The sequence below is a fragment of the Streptomyces sp. NPDC055239 genome (genome assembly GCF_053606205.1).
Genome location: NZ_JBSGRD010000002.1, coordinates 788663 through 809094, shown reverse-complemented (window position 1 = coordinate 809094; position 20432 = coordinate 788663). Strand labels below are relative to the sequence as shown.

General features: G+C 70.6%; 19 protein-coding genes. 12 read left to right on the top strand and 7 right to left on the bottom strand.

Features of this window, described 5'->3' with window-relative positions; genetic code table 11:
- The first annotated feature begins 194 nt into the window (after nt 1-194).
- Nucleotides 195-1817: a glycosyltransferase family 87 protein gene (locus ACWFRJ_RS09790; protein WP_453526477.1), complete on the top strand. Its 1623-nt coding sequence runs from the start codon at nt 195-197 to the stop codon at nt 1815-1817.
- On the opposite strand, the gene ACWFRJ_RS09785 is transcribed toward ACWFRJ_RS09790, so the two are convergent.
- Nucleotides 1771-3840 (bottom strand): bifunctional glycosyltransferase 87/phosphatase PAP2 family protein, encoded by a 2070-nt coding sequence (locus ACWFRJ_RS09785; protein WP_453526474.1) that lies wholly within the window; start codon nt 3838-3840, stop codon nt 1771-1773. The genes ACWFRJ_RS09790 and ACWFRJ_RS09785 overlap by 47 nt on opposite strands.
- Before the next feature lie 515 nt (nt 3841-4355).
- Here ACWFRJ_RS09785 and proP point away from each other — a divergent pair.
- Nucleotides 4356-5774: a glycine betaine/L-proline transporter ProP gene (gene proP, locus ACWFRJ_RS09780; protein ID WP_453526471.1), complete on the top strand. Its 1419-nt coding sequence runs from the start codon at nt 4356-4358 to the stop codon at nt 5772-5774.
- Nucleotides 5775-5935: 161 nt separating this feature from the next.
- Here the strand turns inward: proP and ACWFRJ_RS09775 are convergent, their stop codons facing one another.
- The gene (locus tag ACWFRJ_RS09775; RefSeq protein ID WP_453526469.1) at nt 5936-7078 is read right to left on the bottom strand and encodes a serpin family protein; all 1143 of its coding nucleotides are present in this window, start codon (nt 7076-7078) and stop codon (nt 5936-5938) included.
- A gap of 138 nt (nt 7079-7216) precedes the next feature.
- On the opposite strand from ACWFRJ_RS09775, the gene ACWFRJ_RS09770 reads away from it, so the two are divergent.
- A complete protein-coding gene (locus tag ACWFRJ_RS09770; RefSeq protein WP_453526466.1) occupies nt 7217-7885 on the top strand; it encodes an O-methyltransferase in 669 nt (222 codons plus the stop codon).
- A 37-nt stretch (nt 7886-7922) separates the two neighbouring features.
- Here ACWFRJ_RS09770 and ACWFRJ_RS09765 read toward each other — a convergent pair whose 3' ends face one another.
- Complete coding sequence (locus ACWFRJ_RS09765; RefSeq protein ID WP_453526464.1) at nt 7923-8315, bottom strand: hypothetical protein; 393 nt, start codon at nt 8313-8315, stop codon at nt 7923-7925.
- A 195-nt stretch (nt 8316-8510) separates the two neighbouring features.
- Here ACWFRJ_RS09765 and ACWFRJ_RS09760 point away from each other — a divergent pair, with 195 nt between their 5' ends.
- From ACWFRJ_RS09760 to ACWFRJ_RS09745, 4 genes are all read left to right on the top strand, one after another.
- Entirely contained in the window at nt 8511-8837 is a 327-nt protein-coding gene (locus tag ACWFRJ_RS09760) for an antibiotic biosynthesis monooxygenase family protein (protein WP_453526461.1), read from the top strand.
- A 74-nt stretch (nt 8838-8911) separates the two neighbouring features.
- Nucleotides 8912-9553: a LysE family translocator gene (locus tag ACWFRJ_RS09755; RefSeq protein WP_453526458.1), complete on the top strand. Its 642-nt coding sequence runs from the start codon at nt 8912-8914 to the stop codon at nt 9551-9553.
- A gap of 63 nt (nt 9554-9616) precedes the next feature.
- Complete coding sequence (locus tag ACWFRJ_RS09750) at nt 9617-10150, top strand: GNAT family N-acetyltransferase (RefSeq protein ID WP_453526455.1); 534 nt, start codon at nt 9617-9619, stop codon at nt 10148-10150.
- Between the two features lie 107 nt (nt 10151-10257).
- Nucleotides 10258-11310, top strand: a complete 1053-nt coding sequence (locus ACWFRJ_RS09745) for a peptidoglycan-binding domain-containing protein (RefSeq protein WP_453526452.1) — start codon at nt 10258-10260, stop codon at nt 11308-11310.
- 131 nt (nt 11311-11441) lie between these two features.
- Here ACWFRJ_RS09745 and ACWFRJ_RS09740 read toward each other — a convergent pair whose 3' ends face one another.
- Together ACWFRJ_RS09740 and ACWFRJ_RS09735 are read right to left on the bottom strand one after the other, a co-directional pair.
- Entirely contained in the window at nt 11442-12107 is a 666-nt protein-coding gene (locus ACWFRJ_RS09740) for an HAD-IA family hydrolase (RefSeq protein ID WP_453526449.1), read from the bottom strand.
- A gap of 191 nt (nt 12108-12298) precedes the next feature.
- Nucleotides 12299-12877, bottom strand: coding sequence for a TMEM165/GDT1 family protein (locus tag ACWFRJ_RS09735; RefSeq protein WP_453526447.1), 579 nt, complete (start codon nt 12875-12877; stop codon nt 12299-12301).
- A 489-nt stretch (nt 12878-13366) separates the two neighbouring features.
- Here ACWFRJ_RS09735 and ACWFRJ_RS09730 point away from each other — a divergent pair, with 489 nt between their 5' ends.
- From ACWFRJ_RS09730 to ACWFRJ_RS09715, 4 genes are all read left to right on the top strand, one after another.
- A complete protein-coding gene (locus ACWFRJ_RS09730; protein WP_453526444.1) occupies nt 13367-14014 on the top strand; it encodes an HNH endonuclease family protein in 648 nt (215 codons plus the stop codon).
- A gap of 117 nt (nt 14015-14131) precedes the next feature.
- Nucleotides 14132-15835, top strand: coding sequence for an alkaline phosphatase D family protein (locus tag ACWFRJ_RS09725; protein WP_453526441.1), 1704 nt, complete (start codon nt 14132-14134; stop codon nt 15833-15835).
- Nucleotides 15836-16098: 263 nt separating this feature from the next.
- Complete coding sequence (locus ACWFRJ_RS09720; RefSeq protein WP_453526438.1) at nt 16099-18066, top strand: FAD/NAD(P)-binding protein; 1968 nt, start codon at nt 16099-16101, stop codon at nt 18064-18066.
- Between the two features lie 60 nt (nt 18067-18126).
- Nucleotides 18127-18576, top strand: a complete 450-nt coding sequence (locus tag ACWFRJ_RS09715) for a DoxX family protein (protein ID WP_453526435.1) — start codon at nt 18127-18129, stop codon at nt 18574-18576.
- Between the two features lie 103 nt (nt 18577-18679).
- On the opposite strand, the gene ACWFRJ_RS09710 is transcribed toward ACWFRJ_RS09715, so the two are convergent.
- The gene (locus tag ACWFRJ_RS09710) at nt 18680-19237 is read right to left on the bottom strand and encodes a superoxide dismutase family protein (protein ID WP_453526432.1); all 558 of its coding nucleotides are present in this window, start codon (nt 19235-19237) and stop codon (nt 18680-18682) included.
- 236 nt (nt 19238-19473) lie between these two features.
- Here ACWFRJ_RS09710 and ACWFRJ_RS09705 point away from each other — a divergent pair, with 236 nt between their 5' ends.
- On the top strand, nt 19474-20103 hold the full coding sequence (locus ACWFRJ_RS09705) for a DedA family protein (RefSeq protein WP_389914286.1): 630 nt from the start codon (nt 19474-19476) through the stop codon (nt 20101-20103).
- Here ACWFRJ_RS09705 and ACWFRJ_RS09700 read toward each other — a convergent pair.
- Entirely contained in the window at nt 20100-20345 is a 246-nt protein-coding gene (locus ACWFRJ_RS09700) for a DUF2277 domain-containing protein (RefSeq protein WP_453526429.1), read from the bottom strand. The two genes, ACWFRJ_RS09705 and ACWFRJ_RS09700, sit on opposite strands and share 4 nt — an antisense overlap.
- Between the last annotated feature and the right edge of the window lie 87 nt (nt 20346-20432).

Here is a 20432-nt window from a genome sequence, read left to right as displayed (position 1 = left end):
CGCCAGGGAGGCAGGGGCACTCTTCCCTACGCCCCGCCCCTGCCTTCCCCCGGCTGTCGGCGCAGCCAGGGTGCATATCCGGTCAGGTGCCGCCCGCAGCCAACGTTTCCGTTGCGTTACGCGTCTTGAGAAGCAAGCCTTGCCCCTTCTTGCCTCTTTTTGCCTCTCCAAGACTTCGAACGGAAACGGTCGCCTTGGTCTCCGCCGACTTCTCCCTCGCGCCATCAGGCAGCGCACCCAAGGAGCGGAAGACCTCCCTCCGCGAGTTCTGCCGACGCCACCGCATCCCGCTCATCGCCACCCTGCCCACGCTCCCGCTGTACGCGGTGTGGGCGGCGTTCCTCGCCACCGGCGGCGGCGACCTCGCGGCACAGGAGGCCTGGGCGCGCTTCGCCTCCGAGCACGGGGCATCCGCGTACGGCCTCTTCTGGTACGGCGGCATGCACACCGCCAACTACAGCCTGATCTCGCCCTACTTGATGGCCGCCCTCGGCGTGAAGACGGTGACGGTGGTGTCGGGCGTCGCCGGGGCCTGGCTGGTCGCCGCGCTGATCGAACGCACCGGGGTACGGCGCCCGCTGTGGCCGGCGGTGCTCGCCTCGCTCGCGGTGTGGTGCAACGTCGCCTCGGGGCGCACCACGTTCGCGCTCGGCATCGCCTTCGGGTTCGCCGCGTGTCTGGTGCTCGTGCGGGAGCGGCGCGTGGGGGCCGCCGTGGTGTGCGCGGCACTCGCCACCATGTCCAGTCCGGTGGCGGGCCTCTTCCTCGTGGTGGCGGGCGCCGCCTATTTCCTCGTACGTGACTGGGGGCGGGCCGCGGCGCTCATCGTGCCGCCGGTGGTGGTCGTGGGGGCGACGACCGTGCTCTTCCCCTTCAACGGCGAGCAGCTGATGCCGTTCGACCGGATCTTCCCGCCCGTGGCGTTCAGCCTGGCGCTCATCGTGGCGGCGCCGCGCGAGTGGCGGGTGCTGCGGTGGGGCGCCGGGGTGTACGCGGCAGGGACGGTCCTGACGTATCTCATCCCGTCCCCCATCGGCACGAACGTGGAGCGCCTCGCCGAACTGCTCGCGCCCGCCGCGCTGCTCGCCGCGCTCCTGATGCCCTCGCTGTCCCGCGTACGCAGGACCGTGCTCATCATCGCGCTCGTCCTGTCCACGGCCTGGGTGGGGCAGAAGACGGCGGACGATCTGACGGTGTCGACGACCGTGCCCAAGTGGGCCGCCGACACCAAGGGCGTGGTGGAGGAGCTGGAGCGCCTCGACGCCGACCGGGGGCGCGTGGAGGTGGTCCCGGCCCGCAATCACCGCGAGGCCACGGCCCTTGCTCCGTACGTGAACATGGCGCGCGGCTGGAACCGGCAGCTCGACATCGAGCGTGGCCGCCTCTTCTACGACGGGACCTTCTCGGCCGCCACCTACCGGGCGTGGCTGGACAAGTGGGCGGTCGGCTACGTGGTGCTGCCTTCGGGCAAGCCGGACGGGTTCGCCGAGGACGAGGCCGCCCTTGTCGCCAGTGGCCCCAAGTGGCTCGAGCCGGTGTGGCGGGACTCGTACTGGCGCGTGTTCCGGGTGAAGGACCCGGTGCCGATGGTGTCGAAGCCCGCGTCCGTCGTGCAGTCGACCGGCTCGGCCATGGTGGTCCGCGTTCCCACGCGGAAGCCGGTGACGCTGCGCCTGGTGTACTCGCCGTGGCTTCGGGCAGAGGGAGCCTGCCTGAAGCAGCACGGCGACTTCACCCGGCTCACGGTGTCCACGCCGGGGACGTACAAGATCAGCTCGGGGTACGGTCCTTCGCCGAGTCCTTCGACATGTCGATGACCGGCTCCGCCCCCGTCCCCACCTTCAGGGTCCTTCCCACGCGGGGCCCTGCGAGGAGATGGCCGAGGCCGAATCCGGCGCCGACGACGGTCGCGCCGCCCACCGCGTCGAGGACCCAGTGGTTCCCGGTGGCGACGATCGCGGAGACCGTGAACAGCGGGTGCAGCAGGCCGAGGGCCTTCATCCACCACTTCGGCGCGAGGGCCACGATCACCACACCGCACCACAGCGACCAGCCGAAGTGCAGCGAGGGCATCGCCGCGTACTGGTTGGTGAGCGCGGTCAGTGTGCCGTACTCCGGCTTGCTGAAGTCCTGCACGCCGTGGACCGTGTCGATGAAGCCGAGGTCGGGCATCAGGCGCGGCGGGGCCAGCGGGTAGAGCCAGAACCCGACGAGTGCGAGGACCGTCGCGAAGCCGAGCGCGGAGCGTGCCCAGCGGTAGTCGGCGGGGCGCCGGACGTAGAGGACGCCGAGGATGGTCAGCGGCACCACGAAGTGGAACGACGTGTAGTAGAAGTTGAAGAACTCCTTGAGCCAGCCGATGTTCACCACCGTGTGGTTGACCCAGTGCTCGATGTCGATCCGCAGGAACTGCTCGATCGAGTGGATCTGTGCGCCGTGGTGCTCGGCGGTGGCACGGCCGCCCGAGTTGGTGCCGCCCGTGGCGGCGAGCCGCGCCTGCTGGTAGGCGGAGTAGCCGACGCGGATCAGGAGCAGTTCGAGCAGCAGGTTCGGCCGCGTGGTGACCCGGCGCCAGAACGGGAGCAGCGGCACCCAGCTCCAGCGCGCGGGCACGGGCTCGGCGTAGTCGGTGGGGATGGGCGCCTGGTACTGCGGAGCCGTACGGGACAGGAACGGCACGACGGTGGCCGCGGCGAGCGCGGCGATCAGCACGATGTTGTCCCGGACGGGCTCCACGACCGGCATGTTCGGCAGCATCATCTTCGCGGGCAGCGTCGAGACCAGGACGACGGCCACTGGCCACATGTACCGGTCGGACTGCTTCTTGCCGACCCTGCCGACCACCGCGAGCAGCACCCACAGGAGCTGGTGCTGCCAGGTCGTCGGCGAGACGGCGACCGCGACGCAGCCGGTGATCGCGACGGCGAGGAGGAGCTGTCCGTCCTTGGCATAGCGGACGGCGCGGCGCAGGCCGAGCCCGATGACGGCCGTACCCAGGGCGACGAAGAGGCCGATCTCCAGCGGTCCTTCGAGGCCGAACCGGAGCAGCGCACCGTGCAGCGACTGGTTGGCGAGACCACCGGGGCTCGCGCCGAGGCCCGCTCCCGCCAGGTGGTGCACCCAGTACGTCCAGGAGTCGTGCGGCATCGCGGCCCAGGCGAGCGCGGTGCAGGCGAGGAAGGTGGCGCCGGTGGAGGCCGATGCGCGTCTGCGGCCGGTGAACCAGAACAGGGCGGCGAAGAGCAGCACGGTGGGCTGGAGCGCGGCTCCTATGCCGATGAGGATGCCGCTGGCCCGTTCGCCACGGACCGCGAAGCAACCGAGCAGCACGAGGAGTACGGGAATGATGCTGGTCTGGCCCAGGTACAGGGTGTTGCGCACCGGGAGCGACAGCATCAGGAGGCAGATCGCGACGGGCGCGGCGAGCAGCGAGGTGCGTCGGGCCACGGGCTGCGGAAGGGCACGCGCCGCGACCATGCCGAGGACTATGACCAAGGCCAGCGTGCCGAACGTCCAGCCCCAGCCGAGCGCCTGCTCGGCCGCGCGGGAGAAGGGCTTGAGCACGAGTCCGGCGAAGGGGGTGCCGGTGAACTTGTCCGTGTCGTAGAAGGAGCCGTTCACATGGAGGACGCCTTCCGGGCCGATCCAGGTCTCCAGATCGGTGAGCCGGTCCCCTTCCGGCGTACGCAGGACGACGATCAGCTGCCGCAGCGCCAGTACGGCGGCGACCAGCCAGAGGGCGGCACGGACCGCCCCGATCCGTGCCGTTGGTGTGCCTGGCCCTCCGGCCCCAAAGGCATTTCCCGGTCCTCCGTGCCCTCCGTGCTCAACATTCGCCACGCGTTGTCGGCCCTCCCGCCCCGCTCGTCGTCCTCTGCTCGTTTCCAACGCCCGGTCGGCTCCGGGAGTTCACCGTCGGCTCCGAGATGTGCCGGTCGACTGCGGGTCCGCAGCCGGCTCCGAAAGGCACGCGCCCTCGGGAGAGACGCGCGCAACCTCCATTTCACCTGTCAGCCACACCGCTTTCTACCGGCTTTTGTGTGGACTTCCTAACTGGCTGGATTCGTCCGACTGCTGCCGGACCTCCACAAACAGTCCACTCCCCGCACATGAGATGACTGCCAGGACCGTGGGGCGCGGTTCCCCGCACAAGGCGCGACATAGGTCACAAGGATGCCTTCTCGCCCTCTCCACAAGCGGAACCATTCGCCCTGGATAGCGGCACTTTTCCGGCAGTGTGCGGTTGACCGGGTACCCAACGTAATGATGCTGCCTACACCTATGGTCGTTTTCGAGCCGCCTCTCACCGGGCGGCTCTGTCCTTGTCGTCAACCGAGAGGCAGGCGAGCGAACCCTTGCCGGCAGCCGCATCCGCCGCACCCGTAGCTCGGCAGACCGAGGCCCCGCCGTCCTCGTCGCCCACGCCCACGCCCACTGCGGCGGAGGTCACCGTCGTCGACCCGGCGCTGGTCAAGCGGGCGGTGAAGGCGGCCGCTCTCGGCAACGCGATGGAGTGGTTCGACTTCGGCGTCTACAGCTACATCGCCGTGACCCTCGGCAAGGTCTTCTTCCCGTCGGGCAACCCCACGGCCCAGCTGCTCTCCACCTTCGGCGCGTTCGCGGCGGCGTTCCTGATCCGCCCGCTCGGCGGCATGGTCTTCGGGCCGCTCGGCGACCGCATCGGCCGCCAGAAGATTCTCGCCCTCACCATGATCATGATGGCGGCGGGCACCTTCGCGATCGGCCTGATCCCCTCCTACGCCTCCATCGGCGTGGGCGCCCCGATCCTCCTGCTGATCGCCCGCCTGGTGCAGGGCTTCTCGACGGGCGGCGAGTACGCGGGCGCGTCCACCTTCATCGCCGAGTACGCCCCCGACAAGAAGCGGGGCTTCTTCGGCAGCTGGCTGGAGTTCGGCACACTGGCCGGCTACATCGGCGGCGCGGGCCTGGTCACCCTGATGACGGCGCTCCTGTCCTCGGAGGACCTCCTCACCTGGGGCTGGCGCATCCCGTTCCTGATCGCGGGCCCGATGGGCCTGATCGGCCTGTACCTGCGGATGCGCCTCGAGGAGACCCCCGCGTTCGCGGCGGAGCTCGCCAAGGCGCAGAAGGACGAGCAGTCCCGCCCGAAGGTGCGCCTGCGCGACATGGTCACGGGCCAGTGGAAGGCGCTGCTCCTGTGCATGGGCCTCGTCCTGGTCTTCAACGTCACCGACTACATGCTGCTCTCGTACATGCCGAGCTACCTGACGAGCGAGCTGAAGTACGACGAGACGCACGGGCTGATGGTCGTGCTCGCCGTGATGGCGCTGATGATGTGCGTCCAGCCGTTCGCGGGCGCGCTGACGGACCGCGTGGGCCGCCGCCCGGTGATCGCCGCGGGCTGCGCGGGCTTCCTGCTCCTCTCGGTCCCCGCCCTGCTCCTGATCCGCGAGGGCTCGCTCTGGGCCATCGGCCTCGGCATGGCGGCGCTCGGCCTGCTCCTGGTCTGCTTCACGGCCTCGATGCCGTCGACACTCCCCGCCCTCTTCCCGACCAAGGTCCGCTACGGCTCGCTCTCCATCGGCTTCAACATCTCCGTGTCGATCTTCGGAGGCACGACACCGCTGGTCGTGACGGCGCTGATCGGGGCGACGGGGAACATGATGATGCCCGCGTACTACATGATGGCCGCGGCCGTGGTGGGCGGGATCGCGGTGTGGTTCATGAGCGAGAGCGCGGGCAAGCCACTGCCGGGGTCGCCGCCGGCGGTGGAGGCATCCTCTTCCAGCTGAGCCCCCCCGCCTGGCCGGAATGCTCCAGCCCGTCCGGCGTTTGAGGACGAACTCGGCGAAGCCGGTGATGACGGCACGCGCAAGGCAGTAGGCCCCCGCGCCGAGCGGGTTTGTGGGAAGGGGCGGGGTTGGGGAAATGCCCCGCAGGGTCGGCCCGCCCCCTACCCCGTCGGCGCCCCCGCCTGCCAAGCCGCAAACAAGGGCACGTCCCCCACCCCGTCAAGCACCACAACCCCAAAGGGCCGGTTGAAGGCGATCCACTCGATCCGCCGAGGCACATACGCCCCGCCCGGCGCCATAGGCACAGCCGTAACCGCCGCCGCCTCAACCCCCTCCTCCGCGACCTTCACCACCGCCTCCTGCACCACCTGCGATATCGCGAGCCGCTCCGGCGACATCCCGGAGAAGTCGGCCCCCTCGCTCATGGCCCACTGCACACCGAGCGCGGCCAACTGCTCCGTCGCATCGATCCGCGTCCGCAAGGACAACCGCGGCAGCGCCATGTTGATCTGCTCGGCGTCGATCCCGGTCCACCGCCCCTCAGGCGCCCACGCGAGCGGCAGCACCTCAGCCGCCCCCGCCCCCGGCTCGCCGAGCACGAACCGCACCCGGGCAGGCGCACGCCCGCCCTCAGCCCCGCCCTCCACCCCGTCCTCCGCCCGGCACTTCAGTTCGACGACGCTCGCGCCGCCCACCGTCCAGGCGCAGTTCAGCGGAACGGGCCGATGCATGGTGGGCACCCGGTGCCGCACGCCGAACGCGTCCGTGAAGTCCTGGTCGCGCGTGCCCGCCCCTTCGAAGGGGATCTCCCAACGCGCTTTGAGAGCAAGGGCATTGACGAGAACCAGCAGCACATCCGGAGTGATCACCACCGGCAGTCGCTGGATCAGACCGCCCGTCGCCTCCCGCACCCACGCGTCGATGCCGTCCGGGTCCATCGGCCCGAATCCCACGTCCGGCAGCGCTTCCCGATAGGCGCGGTACACCGGGACCCGGCTCCACACGCGGGTGGCGACGGCCATCGCGTCCGTACCGGCCAGAGCCCGCGCGGCTGCCTCGACCACACCGGCGGCCTCCTCACCCGCGACGCCGAGCAACTCCCGCAGCTCCCCGGCGGTCTCCTCCCGCGCGCCCACCGCGACGGCGGCCAGCGCGAGCCACAACCCGGCGGGCGAGCACACGAAGTCCCCCGCGCCCGCGTCACTCCCCTGTTCCTTGCCCGGCGAAGCCATCAGCGGCAGCCAACGATCGGCAAGCCCCCGGATCTCCACCGCGGGCAACACCCGCTCAGTCCCGTAAGTCATCCCAGCCCCCCGCCCCGCGGCCCAGCCCATGTCCGGCCGACCCGGCCCGACAACCCCAGTATGCGAGTCCCCACTGACAATCGACCCTCACCCCACTAACATCGTTAGCGAACCTAATGAACACCCGGAAAGGCCCCCATGACCCAGCAGCAATGGACCGCGGTGGACACCTACTTCACCGGCCTGCTCGCCCCCGCCGACGAGGCACTGACCGCGGCCCTGCACGACAGCGACGCCGCCGGTCTTCCGCAGATCAGCGTCGCGCCGAACCAGGGCAAGCTGCTTCAGCTCCTCGCCCAGATCCAGGGCGCGCACCGCATCCTCGAGATCGGCACGCTCGGCGGCTACAGCACGATCTGGCTGGCCCGCGCCCTGCCCGCGGACGGCCGCCTGATCACCCTGGAGTACTCCCCGGTCCACGCCGACGTGGCCCGCGGCAACCTCGCCCGCGCCGGCCTCGACAAGCTCACCGAGGTCCGGGTGGGCCCAGCCCTCGACTCGCTCGCCGCGCTGGTGGCCGAGGACACGGCCCCCTTCGACCTGGTCTTCATCGACGCGGACAAGGCGAACAACCCGCACTACGTCGAGTGGTCGCTCAAGCTCACCCGCCCCGGCAGCCTGATCATCGTCGACAACGTCGTGCGAAGCGGTGGGGTGGCCGACGCGGACAGCACCGACCCCAGCGTGCAGGGCACGCGCGAGGCGCTCGAACTCATCGCCCGGCACCCGAAGCTGACCGGCACGGCACTGCAGACGGTGGGCACGAAGGGCTACGACGGCCTGGCCCTGGCCCGCGTACTGGACTGACCCTCCAGCCCCACCCTCCCCTCCCTCCCTCCCCCTCTCAACTCTCGTGAAAGAACCCGACGTTCACGCTGCGCGGCCCGGCACGATCGCGGATGACGACATCGCCGGAGCCGCCACGGGGCAGCGGTGCCGTCCCCCCGTACTCAAGGGGCGACGCCACCCCACCCACAGTGAGCCGTACCTCCGCCGCGGGCTCGGGATGCGATCCGCGCAGCCAGGTGACGGCCCAGGCCCCGTCGGGCCCGCAGCGGAACTCCAGATGCGTACGCGACACGAACAGCCAGTCGTCGGGCGGCACCAGGCGGCACACGCCACCATCACGCCCCACCCGCAACACGGCACCCGGCGCGCTCGGCGCGTCCGCCATGAGCATGCCCGCGGTCGCCCCCTCATCCGCCCCGGCCAAAGAAGCCATGGTCAACTCCAGCACGTACGCTCCCCCACTCTCGCCGAACCGGACGCGAACCCCCGGAGCGCACCACGCCCCGCTCCGTACACCGCGCCGCCGCATCCTAAATCGCCCTTGGCGCGAAAGCACGGGTCCTCGTGACAATGAACCTATGACCGAACCCGAGCGGAAGGCACCCGGACCGAGCGCGTAGGGGGCATGCGCGAGGATGGGCGCATGAGCATCGTAAAGATCAACGTCCTGGCCGTACCCGTCGAGCAGCGGGAGATCCTGGAGAAGCGCTTCGCGTCCCGCGCCAGCGCCGTGGAGAACTCCGACGGATTCGAGTGGTTCGAGCTGCTGCGCCCCATCGAGGGCACCGACGACTACCTGGTCTACACGCGGTGGCGTGACGAGGAGTCGTTCAAGGCGTGGATGGAAGGCCCCATGAAGTCGGCGCACCAGGGCGGCGGCGCAGCCGGCGGGGAGCGGCCCAAGCCCGCGTCGACCAGCTCCGCGGTGTGGTCCTTCGAGGTCGTGCAGCAGGCCGCGCCCAAGAGCTAGCGGCAGCCAGGAAAGCCTCCGGGAGCGGGGAAAAGCGATACCGGCGCGCACCGCCCCCGTGGTGCGATGGGCCCATGATGTCCACCGACCGGATACCCGCCTTCGCGGCCATGTCGTTCCTGCTGATCGTGGTTCCCGGGCCCAGTGTCCTGTTCGTGATCGGGCGGGCCCTTGCGCAGGGGCGGCGGGCCGCGCTGACGACGGTGGTGGGGAACACGATCGGCGCGTACGTGCTCGTCGTGGCCGTCGCGCTCGGGGTCGGGTCCGTCGTGGAGCGCTCGGTCGTCGTCTTCACGGCGCTCAAGCTGCTCGGCGCCGCCTACTTGGTGTATCTGGGGGTCAAGGCGGTGCGCCGACGCGGCTCGCTGCACGCGGCGTTCAGCGGTGAAGGACCTGCGCGCAGCGGCGGTCTGCGGACGTTGTGGGAAGGGTTCGCGGTCGGTGTGGCCAACCCCAAGACCATCGTCTTCTTCGCCGCCGTTCTTCCGCAGTTCGTCGACCGCGAGCAGGGGCACGTCATGCTGCAGATGCTGGTGCTCGGCCTCGTCTTCAATGCGATCGCCGTGGCGTCCGACAGTGTGTGGGGCCTGGTCGCCGCCACCGCGCGCGGCTGGTTCGCGCACTCGCCGCGGCGGCTCTCGATGGTCGGCGGGGTCGGCGGGCTCACCATGATCGGGCTCGGCGTGAGCGTCGCCGCGACGGGGCGCACGGACTGAGCAGCGGGCAGGGCGCCGTAATTCGTTTGCGGGGCAGGGCGGTCGCCTCCTGAGAATGGCCCCATGAGCAGCCCTATCGATACCTCCTGGACCGTCGCCCCCGAAGCCGTCGACTCCCCTGTCACCGCCGCGCTCTGGCGCTCGTACTACACGGAGGTCAGCGACCGGTACTACCTCCTTCACCAGGGGCGAAGGACCGCACCCGAAGAGCTGGAGCGCGAGGTCGCGGCGGAGACGGGCGACGACCTCCGCCCGCCCAACGGTGTACTCCTTGTCGCCCGCCACGGGGGCGAGCCCGCGGGGACCGCCGGAGTGCGGCTGATGGGCGACATGAAGGACGTCAGTACCGCCGAACTCAAGCGCGTCTTCATCCGCGAGGACAAGCGCGGCAAGGGCGGCGCCGCACTCCTCCTCGCCGCCGCCGAGGACGCGGCCCGCGCGCTCGGTGCGGAGCGCATCATCCTCGACACGCGCCTCGATCTGGTCGAGGCCAGGGCGCTCTACGCACGACACGGTTACGAGGAGAGCGAGCCACTTACCGAGCGGATGTACGCCGAGTGCTGGTACGTCAAGAAACTGGCCCCGAAGGCAGGTTGAGGGCACCCTCCGCGCCCTCCTCCCTCCTCGTCCGTTGGACCCCTTATGGCCTGTTGAGGCCGGGATCTGCATAATCGCTGGAGTTCTCTAGGGGTGGGGTGCGAAAGGTGAGCAGCGCGGAAAGACGTCCGAACGGCGCCGACGGCGAACGAGACGGTCGGCTGTGTCCCGAATGCGGTACGTCGCGGGAGCCGGGCAGCGCGCCTGCCTGCGGCTGTACGGAGCGGGCCGCCGACGCGGCGCGAGAGGCGAGGTCCGCGGACGCCGCCGCGGCGGAGGACTTCGATCCGCTGCGGATACGTCCTTACGTGACGCTGCCGGAGCCCGGGTCGGCGGACGAGGCTGTGCCTGAACCTGAACCGGCCCCCTCGCTCCCTCTCCCGCCGGAGACGGTGGCTCTCCCGCGGTCGGCGGACGTGGGGCTGTTCGCGGCGGGCGGCGCGGAGGGCCGTGCGTCGGAGAGCGGCGCGGAGGGCCGTACGTCGGAGGGCGGCCCGCATCTGTCCTCGCCCGCGGCCCCTCTGCCGCACGATGAAGAACCGGAGCCGCGGCGTGTTCGTATCGGTCTGTACGCGGGCATGGGCGCGGTGGCCGTGGTGACCGTCGCCGTGCTCGCGGCGGTGCTGCTCCCGCCCGACAAGCCGCAGCGGGACGATCGAGCGCTGCCGGACGTGCCGACCCGTGCGATGAACGCTCCGTCCGATTCCGCCGCCAAGGAGTCGACGCCGACGGCGGTTTCCCCGCCACCCTCCGCGCCCGCGTCCTCGGCCTCGGCCCCGTCGTCCGCGTCACAGAAGGCGAGCCCGCCCCCGTCACCGTCACGCACGGCCTCGGACAAGGACAGGCCCACCCGGCCGCCGAGCCGATCGACGGCGCGGGCAACGGATTCGGCGAAGGCGGACGCACCGTCGACCGGCACAGTCCTGCGCCAGGGTGACAGCGGCCCGGAGGTCGAGGAGCTGCAGCAGCGCCTGCAACAGCTGTACCTGTACATGGGCGAGACCGACGGCACCTACGACGCCCCGGTCACGGACGCGGTGGCCCGCTACCAGTTCGCCCGGGGAACGCGGAAAGACGCGAAGGGGGTCTACGGGGAGGAGACGCGGGCGGCACTCGAGGCGGAGACATCGAAACCGCGGCAGCATCGGCAACCCCGGTAGCCGCCTCACGTCGACTCGACTCGCCCTCGCCTCACTTCGACTCGCCTCCGCTGCCGGGCGCCGAACAGCAAAGCGCCCGGCATCGCGAAGATGCCGGGCGCCTTGCAGCCCCTCGCAGCCTGAACCAGACGTCAGCCGAACGTCAGCCGAAGCGTCCCGCCCTCAGCGGCGGCGACCCGCACCTGCGTCAAGTCAGCGACATGCACGGTGGGCCCGAACTCCCCAGCCCTTGGGCCGATACCCACGACCCGCATGCCCGCCGCGAGCCCCGCGGCGATCCCCGCCCCTGAGTCCTCGAAGACAACGCAGTCAGCAGGGTCGAACCCGAGCTCGGCGGCCCCCTTGAGGAACCCCTCGGGATCGGGCTTGCTCGCCCCCACGCTCTCCGCGGTGACGCGCACGGCGGGAAGCGAGAGACCGGCGGCGGCCATCCGCCCGGTGGACAGCGGCACATCGGCGGACGTCACGAGCGCGTGCGGCAGCCCCTCGAGGGACGCCAGGAAGGCAGCGGCTCCCGGTATGGGAACGACGCCCTCCATGTCCGCGGTCTCAGCGACCAGCATCTCGCGGTTCTCCGCGTAGTTCTCCTCCATGGGCCGCTCCGGAAGGAGCACCGCCATCGACGCGTACCCCTGCCGCCCGTGGACGACCTTGATGACCTCGTCGAAGTCGAGCCCGTACCGCTCGGCCCAGCGCCGCCAGCAGCGCTCGACCACCGCGTCGGAGTTGACGAGGGTTCCGTCCATGTCCAGGAGGAGGGCCCGGGTGGTCAGAACAGAGGCGGTCTCAGCCGTCATCGGCGCACTCCAGAGCACAGAGAGAGATTCCGCGGAGGAAAGGTCGCGGAAGGATCGCGGAAGAATCAAGGCAGCCCCGCCCGCCGGTCAGGGAACACGGGCGGAGCTACTTTGTTCCTCCACGATACAAAAAGGGGCCTCCAGGCGCCAGCAGCGCAGGTCACACCCCTCACAGGCGCCGGTCAGACGCCTCAGGCAATCGCCTCGTACAGGCTCCACAGCCCGAGCGCCAGCATCAGGAGTGCGGCGATCTTGGTGATGAGCGAGAGCGGCACGCGCTTCATCAGCGCCTTTCCGCCGACGATCCCGAGCCCGGCGACCGCCCACAGCGCGAGCACCGCACCCAGACCCACGGAGAGCGGGTCGTCGTACCGGGCGGCCAGGTTCGCGGTCATGATCTGCGTCAGGTCACCGAACTCCGCGACCAGGATCAGCATGAATCCCGCGCCGGAGACCTTCCAGAAGCTCTGGTCCTTGGGCTCTCGGACCTCTTCCTCCTCGTCGCCGCCCTTCAGGAGCAGCATCGCCGCTCCACCCAGGAAGAGGATGCCGGTGATCGCGTGAAGGAGTTGCTGCGGCAGGAGCGTAAGGACACTGCCCGCCGCCACGGCGAGCACGACATGGACGACGAAGGCGGCCGCGACCCCGACGAAGACGTACGAGGCGCGGTAGCGCGTCCCGAGGACGAGCCCGGCCAGCGCTGTCTTGTCCGGGAGTTCGGCAAGGAAGACGACGCCGAAGACGAGCGCCATCACGCTGATGCTGATCAAGGTTCCTCAATCGGTCGGGGCTGCCCCACCGAGAGCAATCTGTACATCAGTACGACACCTCGGCACGGCAGCACACACGGACGTACACGGTCATGTACGTCGGGTACTGCTTGCCGAAGGTCTCGCTGGCCGACCACGTCGATGACGGGGTCTGCCTCCGGGCGCCGGCTCAGACGAGCTGAGCAGTATGTCGACGGTCCGGCGAAGAGCTACTCCCCTTCTGCGCCATCCATCGTACGGGACGTCCGCACCCCTCGGGCCAGGGCCTTTCGACCCTCCGAATAAGTGACCCGGGTCACACTCCCCGGGCTCTCGGACATCCGTTCGCCAACTCCCTTACAGATGAATGGACATGACACGGCGCCAGAACTCTTGAACTGACCACCTGATTGACGCGACCCTGTCACTTGACGCACATCCACCGGAAACCCCACCGCGTCAGCATGGCCACCCCAACGGCCAACATCCCCCCACACCCAGGGAGTTCGTATGTCCGCTGTCTACGCGCGTCGACGCCTCGCCACTCTCACCGCCCTGACCGCGCTCGCCTCCGGCGCGGCCCTGCTCACCGGCGCCCCCGCCCAGGCCGCTCCCCCCGCGCCGGTCTCCGCCGCGACCGCCCGCACCTACCTGGGCCAGCTCACGGAGAAGGCCGAGGGCTCGTCCGACGGCTACAGCCGGGAGAAGTTCCCGCACTGGAGCACCCAGTCCGGCGCCTGCAACACCCGCGAGGTCGTCCTCAAGCGCGACGGCACGAACGTCGAGCAGGACTCCAGCTGCGCGGCCACGTCGGGCACCTGGAAGTCCCCCTACGACGGCGGCACCTGGACCGCGTCGGGCGATGTCGACATCGACCACGTCGTCCCGCTCTCCGAGGCCTGGAAGTCCGGCGCGAGCAGCTGGACCAACGCCCAGAGGGAAGGTTTCGCCAACGACCTCACCCGCCCGCAGCTGATCGCCGTCACCGACAACGTCAACCAGGCCAAGGGCGACAAGGACCCGGCGAAGTGGCTGCCGCCCACCACCTCGTACCACTGCTACTACGCACGGATGTGGGTGGACGTGAAGCACCACTACAGCCTCACGGTGAACGCGGAGGAGAAGAGCAAGCTGTCCTCGATCCTCAACGGCTGCTGAGGTCACCGGCCCGCAAGCAGTGACGTCACGGGCCTGTAACCAGGGGGAATCCCCGGAACCTCCCCACCGGCCTCCGTCGTTCCGTACCGTACGGGGCGACGGAGGAGAGTGATCATCGTGGCACGGCTGCGCCTGGGTCCGCTGCTGAGGTACGTCGACGGTTCGACGGCGACGGTATGGGTCGAGACCGACCGTCCCTGCACCGCCGAAGTGCGGTGCGAGGACGGCGCCAAGGGCACGGCGAACACGTTCCAGATCGCGGGCCACCACTACGCGCTCATCCCGGTCACGGGTCTGCGTCCGGGCTCCGAGACCGCGTACGAGGTGCGGCTCGGCGACAGCGAAGCCCCCGTGTGGCCGCCGCAGGACTCGCCCTTCCCGCCGAGCACCATCCGCACGCCGGGCGGGGGCGACGACGAGGCCCTGCGTGTCACCTTCGGCTCCTGCCGCTGGGCCGCCCCGCCGAGCGGGGAGCACGACCCGGTCGGGCCCGACGCCCTGGACACCCTGGCCGCCCGCATCGCGGGCGGCACGGACGCCGACCGGCCGGACGTCCTGCTCCTCCTGGGCGACCAGGTGTACGCGGACAACACGTCCGAGGCGACGCGTCGCTGGCTCGCGGCACGGCGGAACCTGAACGACCCGCCGGGCGACCAGGTCGCGGACTACGAGGAGTACACCCACCTCTACTACGAATCGTGGCTCGACCCCGAGGTCCGGTGGCTGCTCTCCACCGTGCCGAGCTGCATGATCTTCGATGATCACGACGTGATCGATGACTGGAACACCAGTGCGTCCTGGCTCGCGGAGATGCGCGCCACGCCCTGGTGGCGCGAGCGCGTGCTGAGCGGACTGATGTCGTACTGGGTCTATCAGCACCTCGGCAATCTGCCGCCCGCCGAGCTCGAGCGGGACGAGTTGTACGCCGAGCTCCGCGCGTCGCCGGACGGCACGGACGCGCTGCGCGCCTTCGCCTCCGCCTCTGACGCCGACCCCGCGGCGACCCGGTGGAGCTACCGCCGGGACTTCGGCCGCGTACGCCTGCTCATGGTCGACACCCGGGCGGCGCGCGTCCTGGACGAGCAGAACCGCGCGATGATCGACCCGGACGAGGCCCGCTGGCTGCGCGAGCAGGCCCTCGACGGCACGGGTGGCGCGGGCAGCACGGGTGGCGCGGGCGACACGGGTGGCACGGGTGGCTACGACCATCTCCTGATCGGTACGTCGCTGCCCTGGCTCCTTCCCCACCTCATCCATGACGCCGAGGGCTGGAACGCCGCGCTCTGCCGTGGCGAGCGGGGCGCGCGCTGGGCCCGCTTCGGCGAGAACCTGCGCAGGCGTTCGGACTTGGAGCACTGGGCGGCGTTCCCCTCCTCCTTCGACGCGCTGACGGACCTGATCGCCGAGGCGGGCACGGGGGCGGGCGCCCCGGCGACGGTGTGCGTGCTCTCCGGCGACGTCCACCACGCGTACATCGCGGAACCGACCTGGCCGGACGGCGGCGGCCCCGATGCCCGCGTCCTGCAGCTGACGTGCTCCCCCGTCCACAACTCCATTCCCGCGTCGATCAAGCTGGGCTTCCACTTCGGCTGGAGCAAGGTGGGCCGCGCCCTGGGCCGCCGCTTCGTACGGCACGGACGAATAACCCGGGCGGCCATCAAATGGCGCAAGACGGGCGGGCCCTGGTTCGGCAACCAGCTCATGACGCTGACGCTGCGGGGCCGTTCGGCCCAGGTGCGGCTCGATCAGGCGCAGGTGATGAAGGGTGCGGGCAGCAGCGGCGTACGGCTCGTGACGACGCAGGAATCCCGGCTTTCGTGAGCCTGCACTCTCTTCAGCCGCAATAGCCCCTATGGCCCCTATAGCCCCGCCGCTTCCCATAGCCCCGCAAACGTCACCGGGGCCCGGCAGGAGTCACGTGACACAGGCCACACCCGTCTGACGATCCCCCGCTTCGGGGTTCGACTTCCGGACTTCCGGCGGCATGATGAGGCGGACCGTCCGCTTTCCCCACCCGCACCACCCACCCCCTCTGCCCCCACCACATCCCCCACCACCCCCTCGCACGCCCGGGAGTCACGCCCTTGTCCGCACCATTCGCAGCGGCCGCCCCGGCACATGACATCGCTGTCGCCGTCGTCGGCGCGGGGCCCCGCGGCACGAGTGTCCTGGAGCGCCTCTGCGCCTCGGCGGCCGAACTCCTGGCGCCGGGGACACGGCTGACGGTCCACGTCATCGACCCCTCGCCGCCGGGATCGGGACACGTCTGGCGGACCGCCCAGCCGGCCGAGCTGCTCATGAACACGGTCGCCTCCCAGGTCACCCTCTTCACCGACGAGAGCGTCGACTGCGCCGGGCCGATCCGGCCGGGCCCGAGCCTGTACACGTGGGCCGCCGCCGGACACGCGCCGGGGCTCGGCCCTGACGACTACCCCACGCGCGCCTGTTACGGCCGCTATCTGGAGTGGGTCTTCGCCGAGACACTGCGCGGTGCCCCCAAAGCGGTCCGGGTCGAGGTGCACGCGGCACGCGCCGTGCGGCTCGACTCCGCGGACGGCGCGGGCGACGGCGCCCAGACCCTCGTACTCGACGACGGCAGCGAACTCTCCGGGCTCGGCGCCGTCGTCCTCGCGCAGGGCCACCTGCCCGCGGTCGGCGACGAGCGGCAGGAGCATCTCGCCGCGCACGCCGCACGGCACGGCCTGCGCCACATACCTCCGGCCAACCCCGCCGACGTCGACCTGTCGGCCGTCGCCCCCGGCGAACGCGTCCTCCTTCGCGGCCTCGGTCTGAACTTCTTCGACCACATGGCGCTCCTGACGCAGGGCCGCGGCGGGCGCTTCACCCCGGCGCCGGGGGGCGGTCTGCGCTATCAGCCCTCAGGGCGCGAGCCGAAGCTGTACGCGGGGTCGCGGCGCGGCATCCCCTACCAGGCGCGCGGTGACAACGCGAAGGGCGCGTACGGACGGCACGAGCCGCTCGTCCTCACCTCCGACGTCATAGCCCGCTTCCGCAAGCGGGCGGACAGCGGTGACGCCCCGGACTTCCTGGACGAGATATGGCCGCTCGTCGCGAAGGAGGTGGAGACGGTCTACTACACCGCCCTCGCCCAACCCGGCGAGCGGGCGAAGGACTTGCGGGACGCCTTCCTCGCGGCGCCGCACCACAGCCCTCAAGAGGCCCTGGTTCTTGATGAGTTCGGGATACCCGAGGCAGCACGGTGGTCCTGGGACCGGCTTGCACAGCCCTACTTCGGCCAAATTTTCCGCTCCCCGGACGACTTCCGCACCTGGCTGCTCGTGTATCTGCGCGAGGACACCGCGCAGGCAGCCCTCGGAAACGTGGCCAGTCCGCTGAAGTCCGCCCTGGACGTGCTGCGCGACCTGCGCAACGAACTCCGCCTGATCCTCGACCACGGCGGCCTGGCCGGGGCGTCCCGCCGCGAGCACCTGGACCGCTGGTACACGCCCCTGAACGCCTTTCTCTCGATCGGCCCGCCCCGGCGCCGCATCGAGGAGATGACGGCGCTGATCGAGGCGGGTGTCGTCGAGGTGCTCGGCCCGCGTCTCGACGTGCGGCCCGCGGACGGGGCGTATCTCGCGCACTCCCCCGACGTACCGGGGTCGAATGTGTCCGTCACCACAGTCGTCGAGGCCCGGCTCCCCGAACCGGACGTGCGGCGCACCGCCGACGAGCTGCTCGGGCGGCTCCTCGACACCGGCCAGTGTCGCGCCCACGTCGTCGACGGCTACGAGACCGGAGGCGTCGACGTCACACCCCGCCCCTATCACCTGATTGACCGTCAAGGTCGTTCCCACGCAAGGCGGTTCGCGTTCGGAGTGCCCACCGAGGGTGTGCACTGGGTGACAGCCGCAGGGGCCAGGCCCGGCGTCGACTCGGTGACCTTGTCGGACGCGGACGCGGTGGCGCGGGCCGCGTTGCGGACGGCGGCGGGAGCGGCGGAGACCCCCTCCACGAGTGGAGTGATCCCGTCCGCGAGGGAAGCGGAATCCCCCGAATGGCCAGATGTTGAACTTGCAAGCATTGATTAGGCACCCCTAACCTTGGGCCTCCGCTCGGTTACCGTCCCCGAAAACCGAAGGAGACCCCCCATGACTGGACGTCTCAACAGCGCCCAGCCCTACGCCCTCGGGCTTTTCCGCATCGTCATAGGCCTGCTCTTCGCCTGCCACGGCGCCGCATCGCTCTTCGGAGTGCTCGGCGGCGCGATGGGCGGCGGCACGGTCGACGCCGGCACCTGGCCCGGCTGGTACGCGGCCGTCATCCAGTTGGTCGGCGGCGCCCTGGTCGCCCTCGGCCTCGGCACCCGCGCCGCGGCTTTCATCTCGTCGGGCTCGATGGCGTACGCCTACTTCAAGGTGCACCAGCCGGAAGCCCTGTGGCCGCTGCAGAACGGCGGAGAGGCCTCCGCGATCTTCTGCTGGGCCATGCTCCTGTTCGTCTTCACCGGCTCGGGCGCCCTCGGCCTCGACCGCCTCTTCGCCTCGCGCGGCGAGCGCGAGGACGAGACGGCGTCGGAGCGGACGCCGGTGGCCGCCTGACGCGCACGCGCTCATATGCCGGTGCCCTCTTCCTCGTAGGTCTACGAGGAAGAGGGCACCGGCACGTTCTGCACACTCGGCACGTTCGGCACGTTCAAGGACGTCAGCCGACGGGAGCGAACGGCACCGTGAAGCACGCCACCCGGTCCCCAGCGCCGCCCTGCTCCCGGTGCAGCACGACGGATCCGGCGCCGCCCGCGCGGAACTCCCAGCCGTGGCGGGCGCTCGCCCCGCCCGAGCCGTCCGGGTCCGCGGTGAAGTCCAGCCAGACCTCGTTCTCCGGGTTGGCGTAGGCCGGGTCCTTCGAGGGCTGAACCGGGTCCTCGCGGTGCTGGTAGTGCCCGCCGGCCGCGGCCGGGTCGGCGCCGCACGGCTTCTGGTGCACGTGGGCGCCGTACGCGTGCCCCGGTTTCAGGCCCTTCACCCGCACCGTGACCGCCATGTCGCCGGGACCGCCGCGCTGCTCGACCTCGATCGAGGATCCGGCGGGCACGAGCTTCTGGTCGTACGTGATCGCCGACGAGGGGATGAAGGCCGTGGGCGGCGCGAACCGCGCCCCGACCCGCTCCCGGTAACAAGGCGCATCATCCCCGCCGACCACGCCGCCGCCCGCCGCGAAAACCGCCGCCGCCAGGGCCCCGGCGAGCATTCCTGCCACCATCGTCCCGCTCCTTCCGTACCGTCCGTTGACTCACTCTGTTGGTACGGGACTTCGGCGCCGTACGCCGCGTCGGGAGCGGCAGCCGGGTGAACGTGATGTAGCGAACATATGAGCCCCCAGCGGATCTCCGGCGGCGAGCGCGGCGTACGCTGTACAGCTGTCACCAAGCCGCCCCTGCCGTTCCTCGCGACGTCGCGGCAGCCAAGTCGTCGACCGGGGAATTACGGGGAATTTCGGTGCTTGAGAGTCTGGGCTCACTGACCAGCAGCCCATGGATCTACGCGGTAGTGGCACTTTCCGTGCTCTTCGACATCGTCCTGCCCGTGCTGCCGAGCGGCGTCCTCGTCATCACGGCGGCCACGGCGGCGACCGCGGCCGGTACGGCGAGCACGGGGGCGGGGAGCGTCGCGCGCGAGGTCCCCGACATCCTGCTCCTGCTGCTCTGCGCGGCCACCGCTTCGGTACTCGGCGACCTGGCCGTCTACCGTCTCGCCTGGCGCGGCAACAAGCGTCTGGACCGCGCCATCGCCCGCTCGCGCCGCCTCACCACCGCGCAGGAACGACTCGGCACGGCACTCGCCCGGGGCGGCGGCGTCCTGGTCGTCGTCGCACGCTTCGCCCCTGCGGGCCGCTCGATCGTCTCGCTCGCGGCGGGCGCGGCACACCGCAAGGTGCGTGAGTTCCTGCCGTGGTCGGCGCTCGCGGGGGTGGCCTGGGCGGGCTACAGCGTCGCGCTCGGCTACTTCGGCGGGCAGTGGCTCGGCGCGACGTGGCTGGCCACGGGCGTCTCACTGGTCGCGCTTTTCGCGGCGGGCGCGGGGGCGGCGTTCCTGGTGCGGCGACCGCGCACGGTGACGGCGAACTAGGCCGCTGGGGCTTCTTCGGTCACCCGCGGCTTGCCCCCTCGCACCTCGATCCCGGCGAGCAGCTCGGCGGTGGCTTCGGCGACCGCGTCCACGGCACGGTCGAAGACCTCGCGGTTGTGCGCGGCCGGGGCACGGAACCCCGAGATCTTGCGCACGTACTGGAGCGCGGCGGCCCGGATCTCCTCCTCGGTGGCGTCCTCGGGGATGGCGGGCGGACGGAGCGTCTTGATGCTTCGGCACATGTCTACAGCTTGCCGCGAATGAGACGCGGGCGTGAAGTCGTCCCGCCCACGAGACCCACGAGACCTCGCCAGACCACACGAGACCCC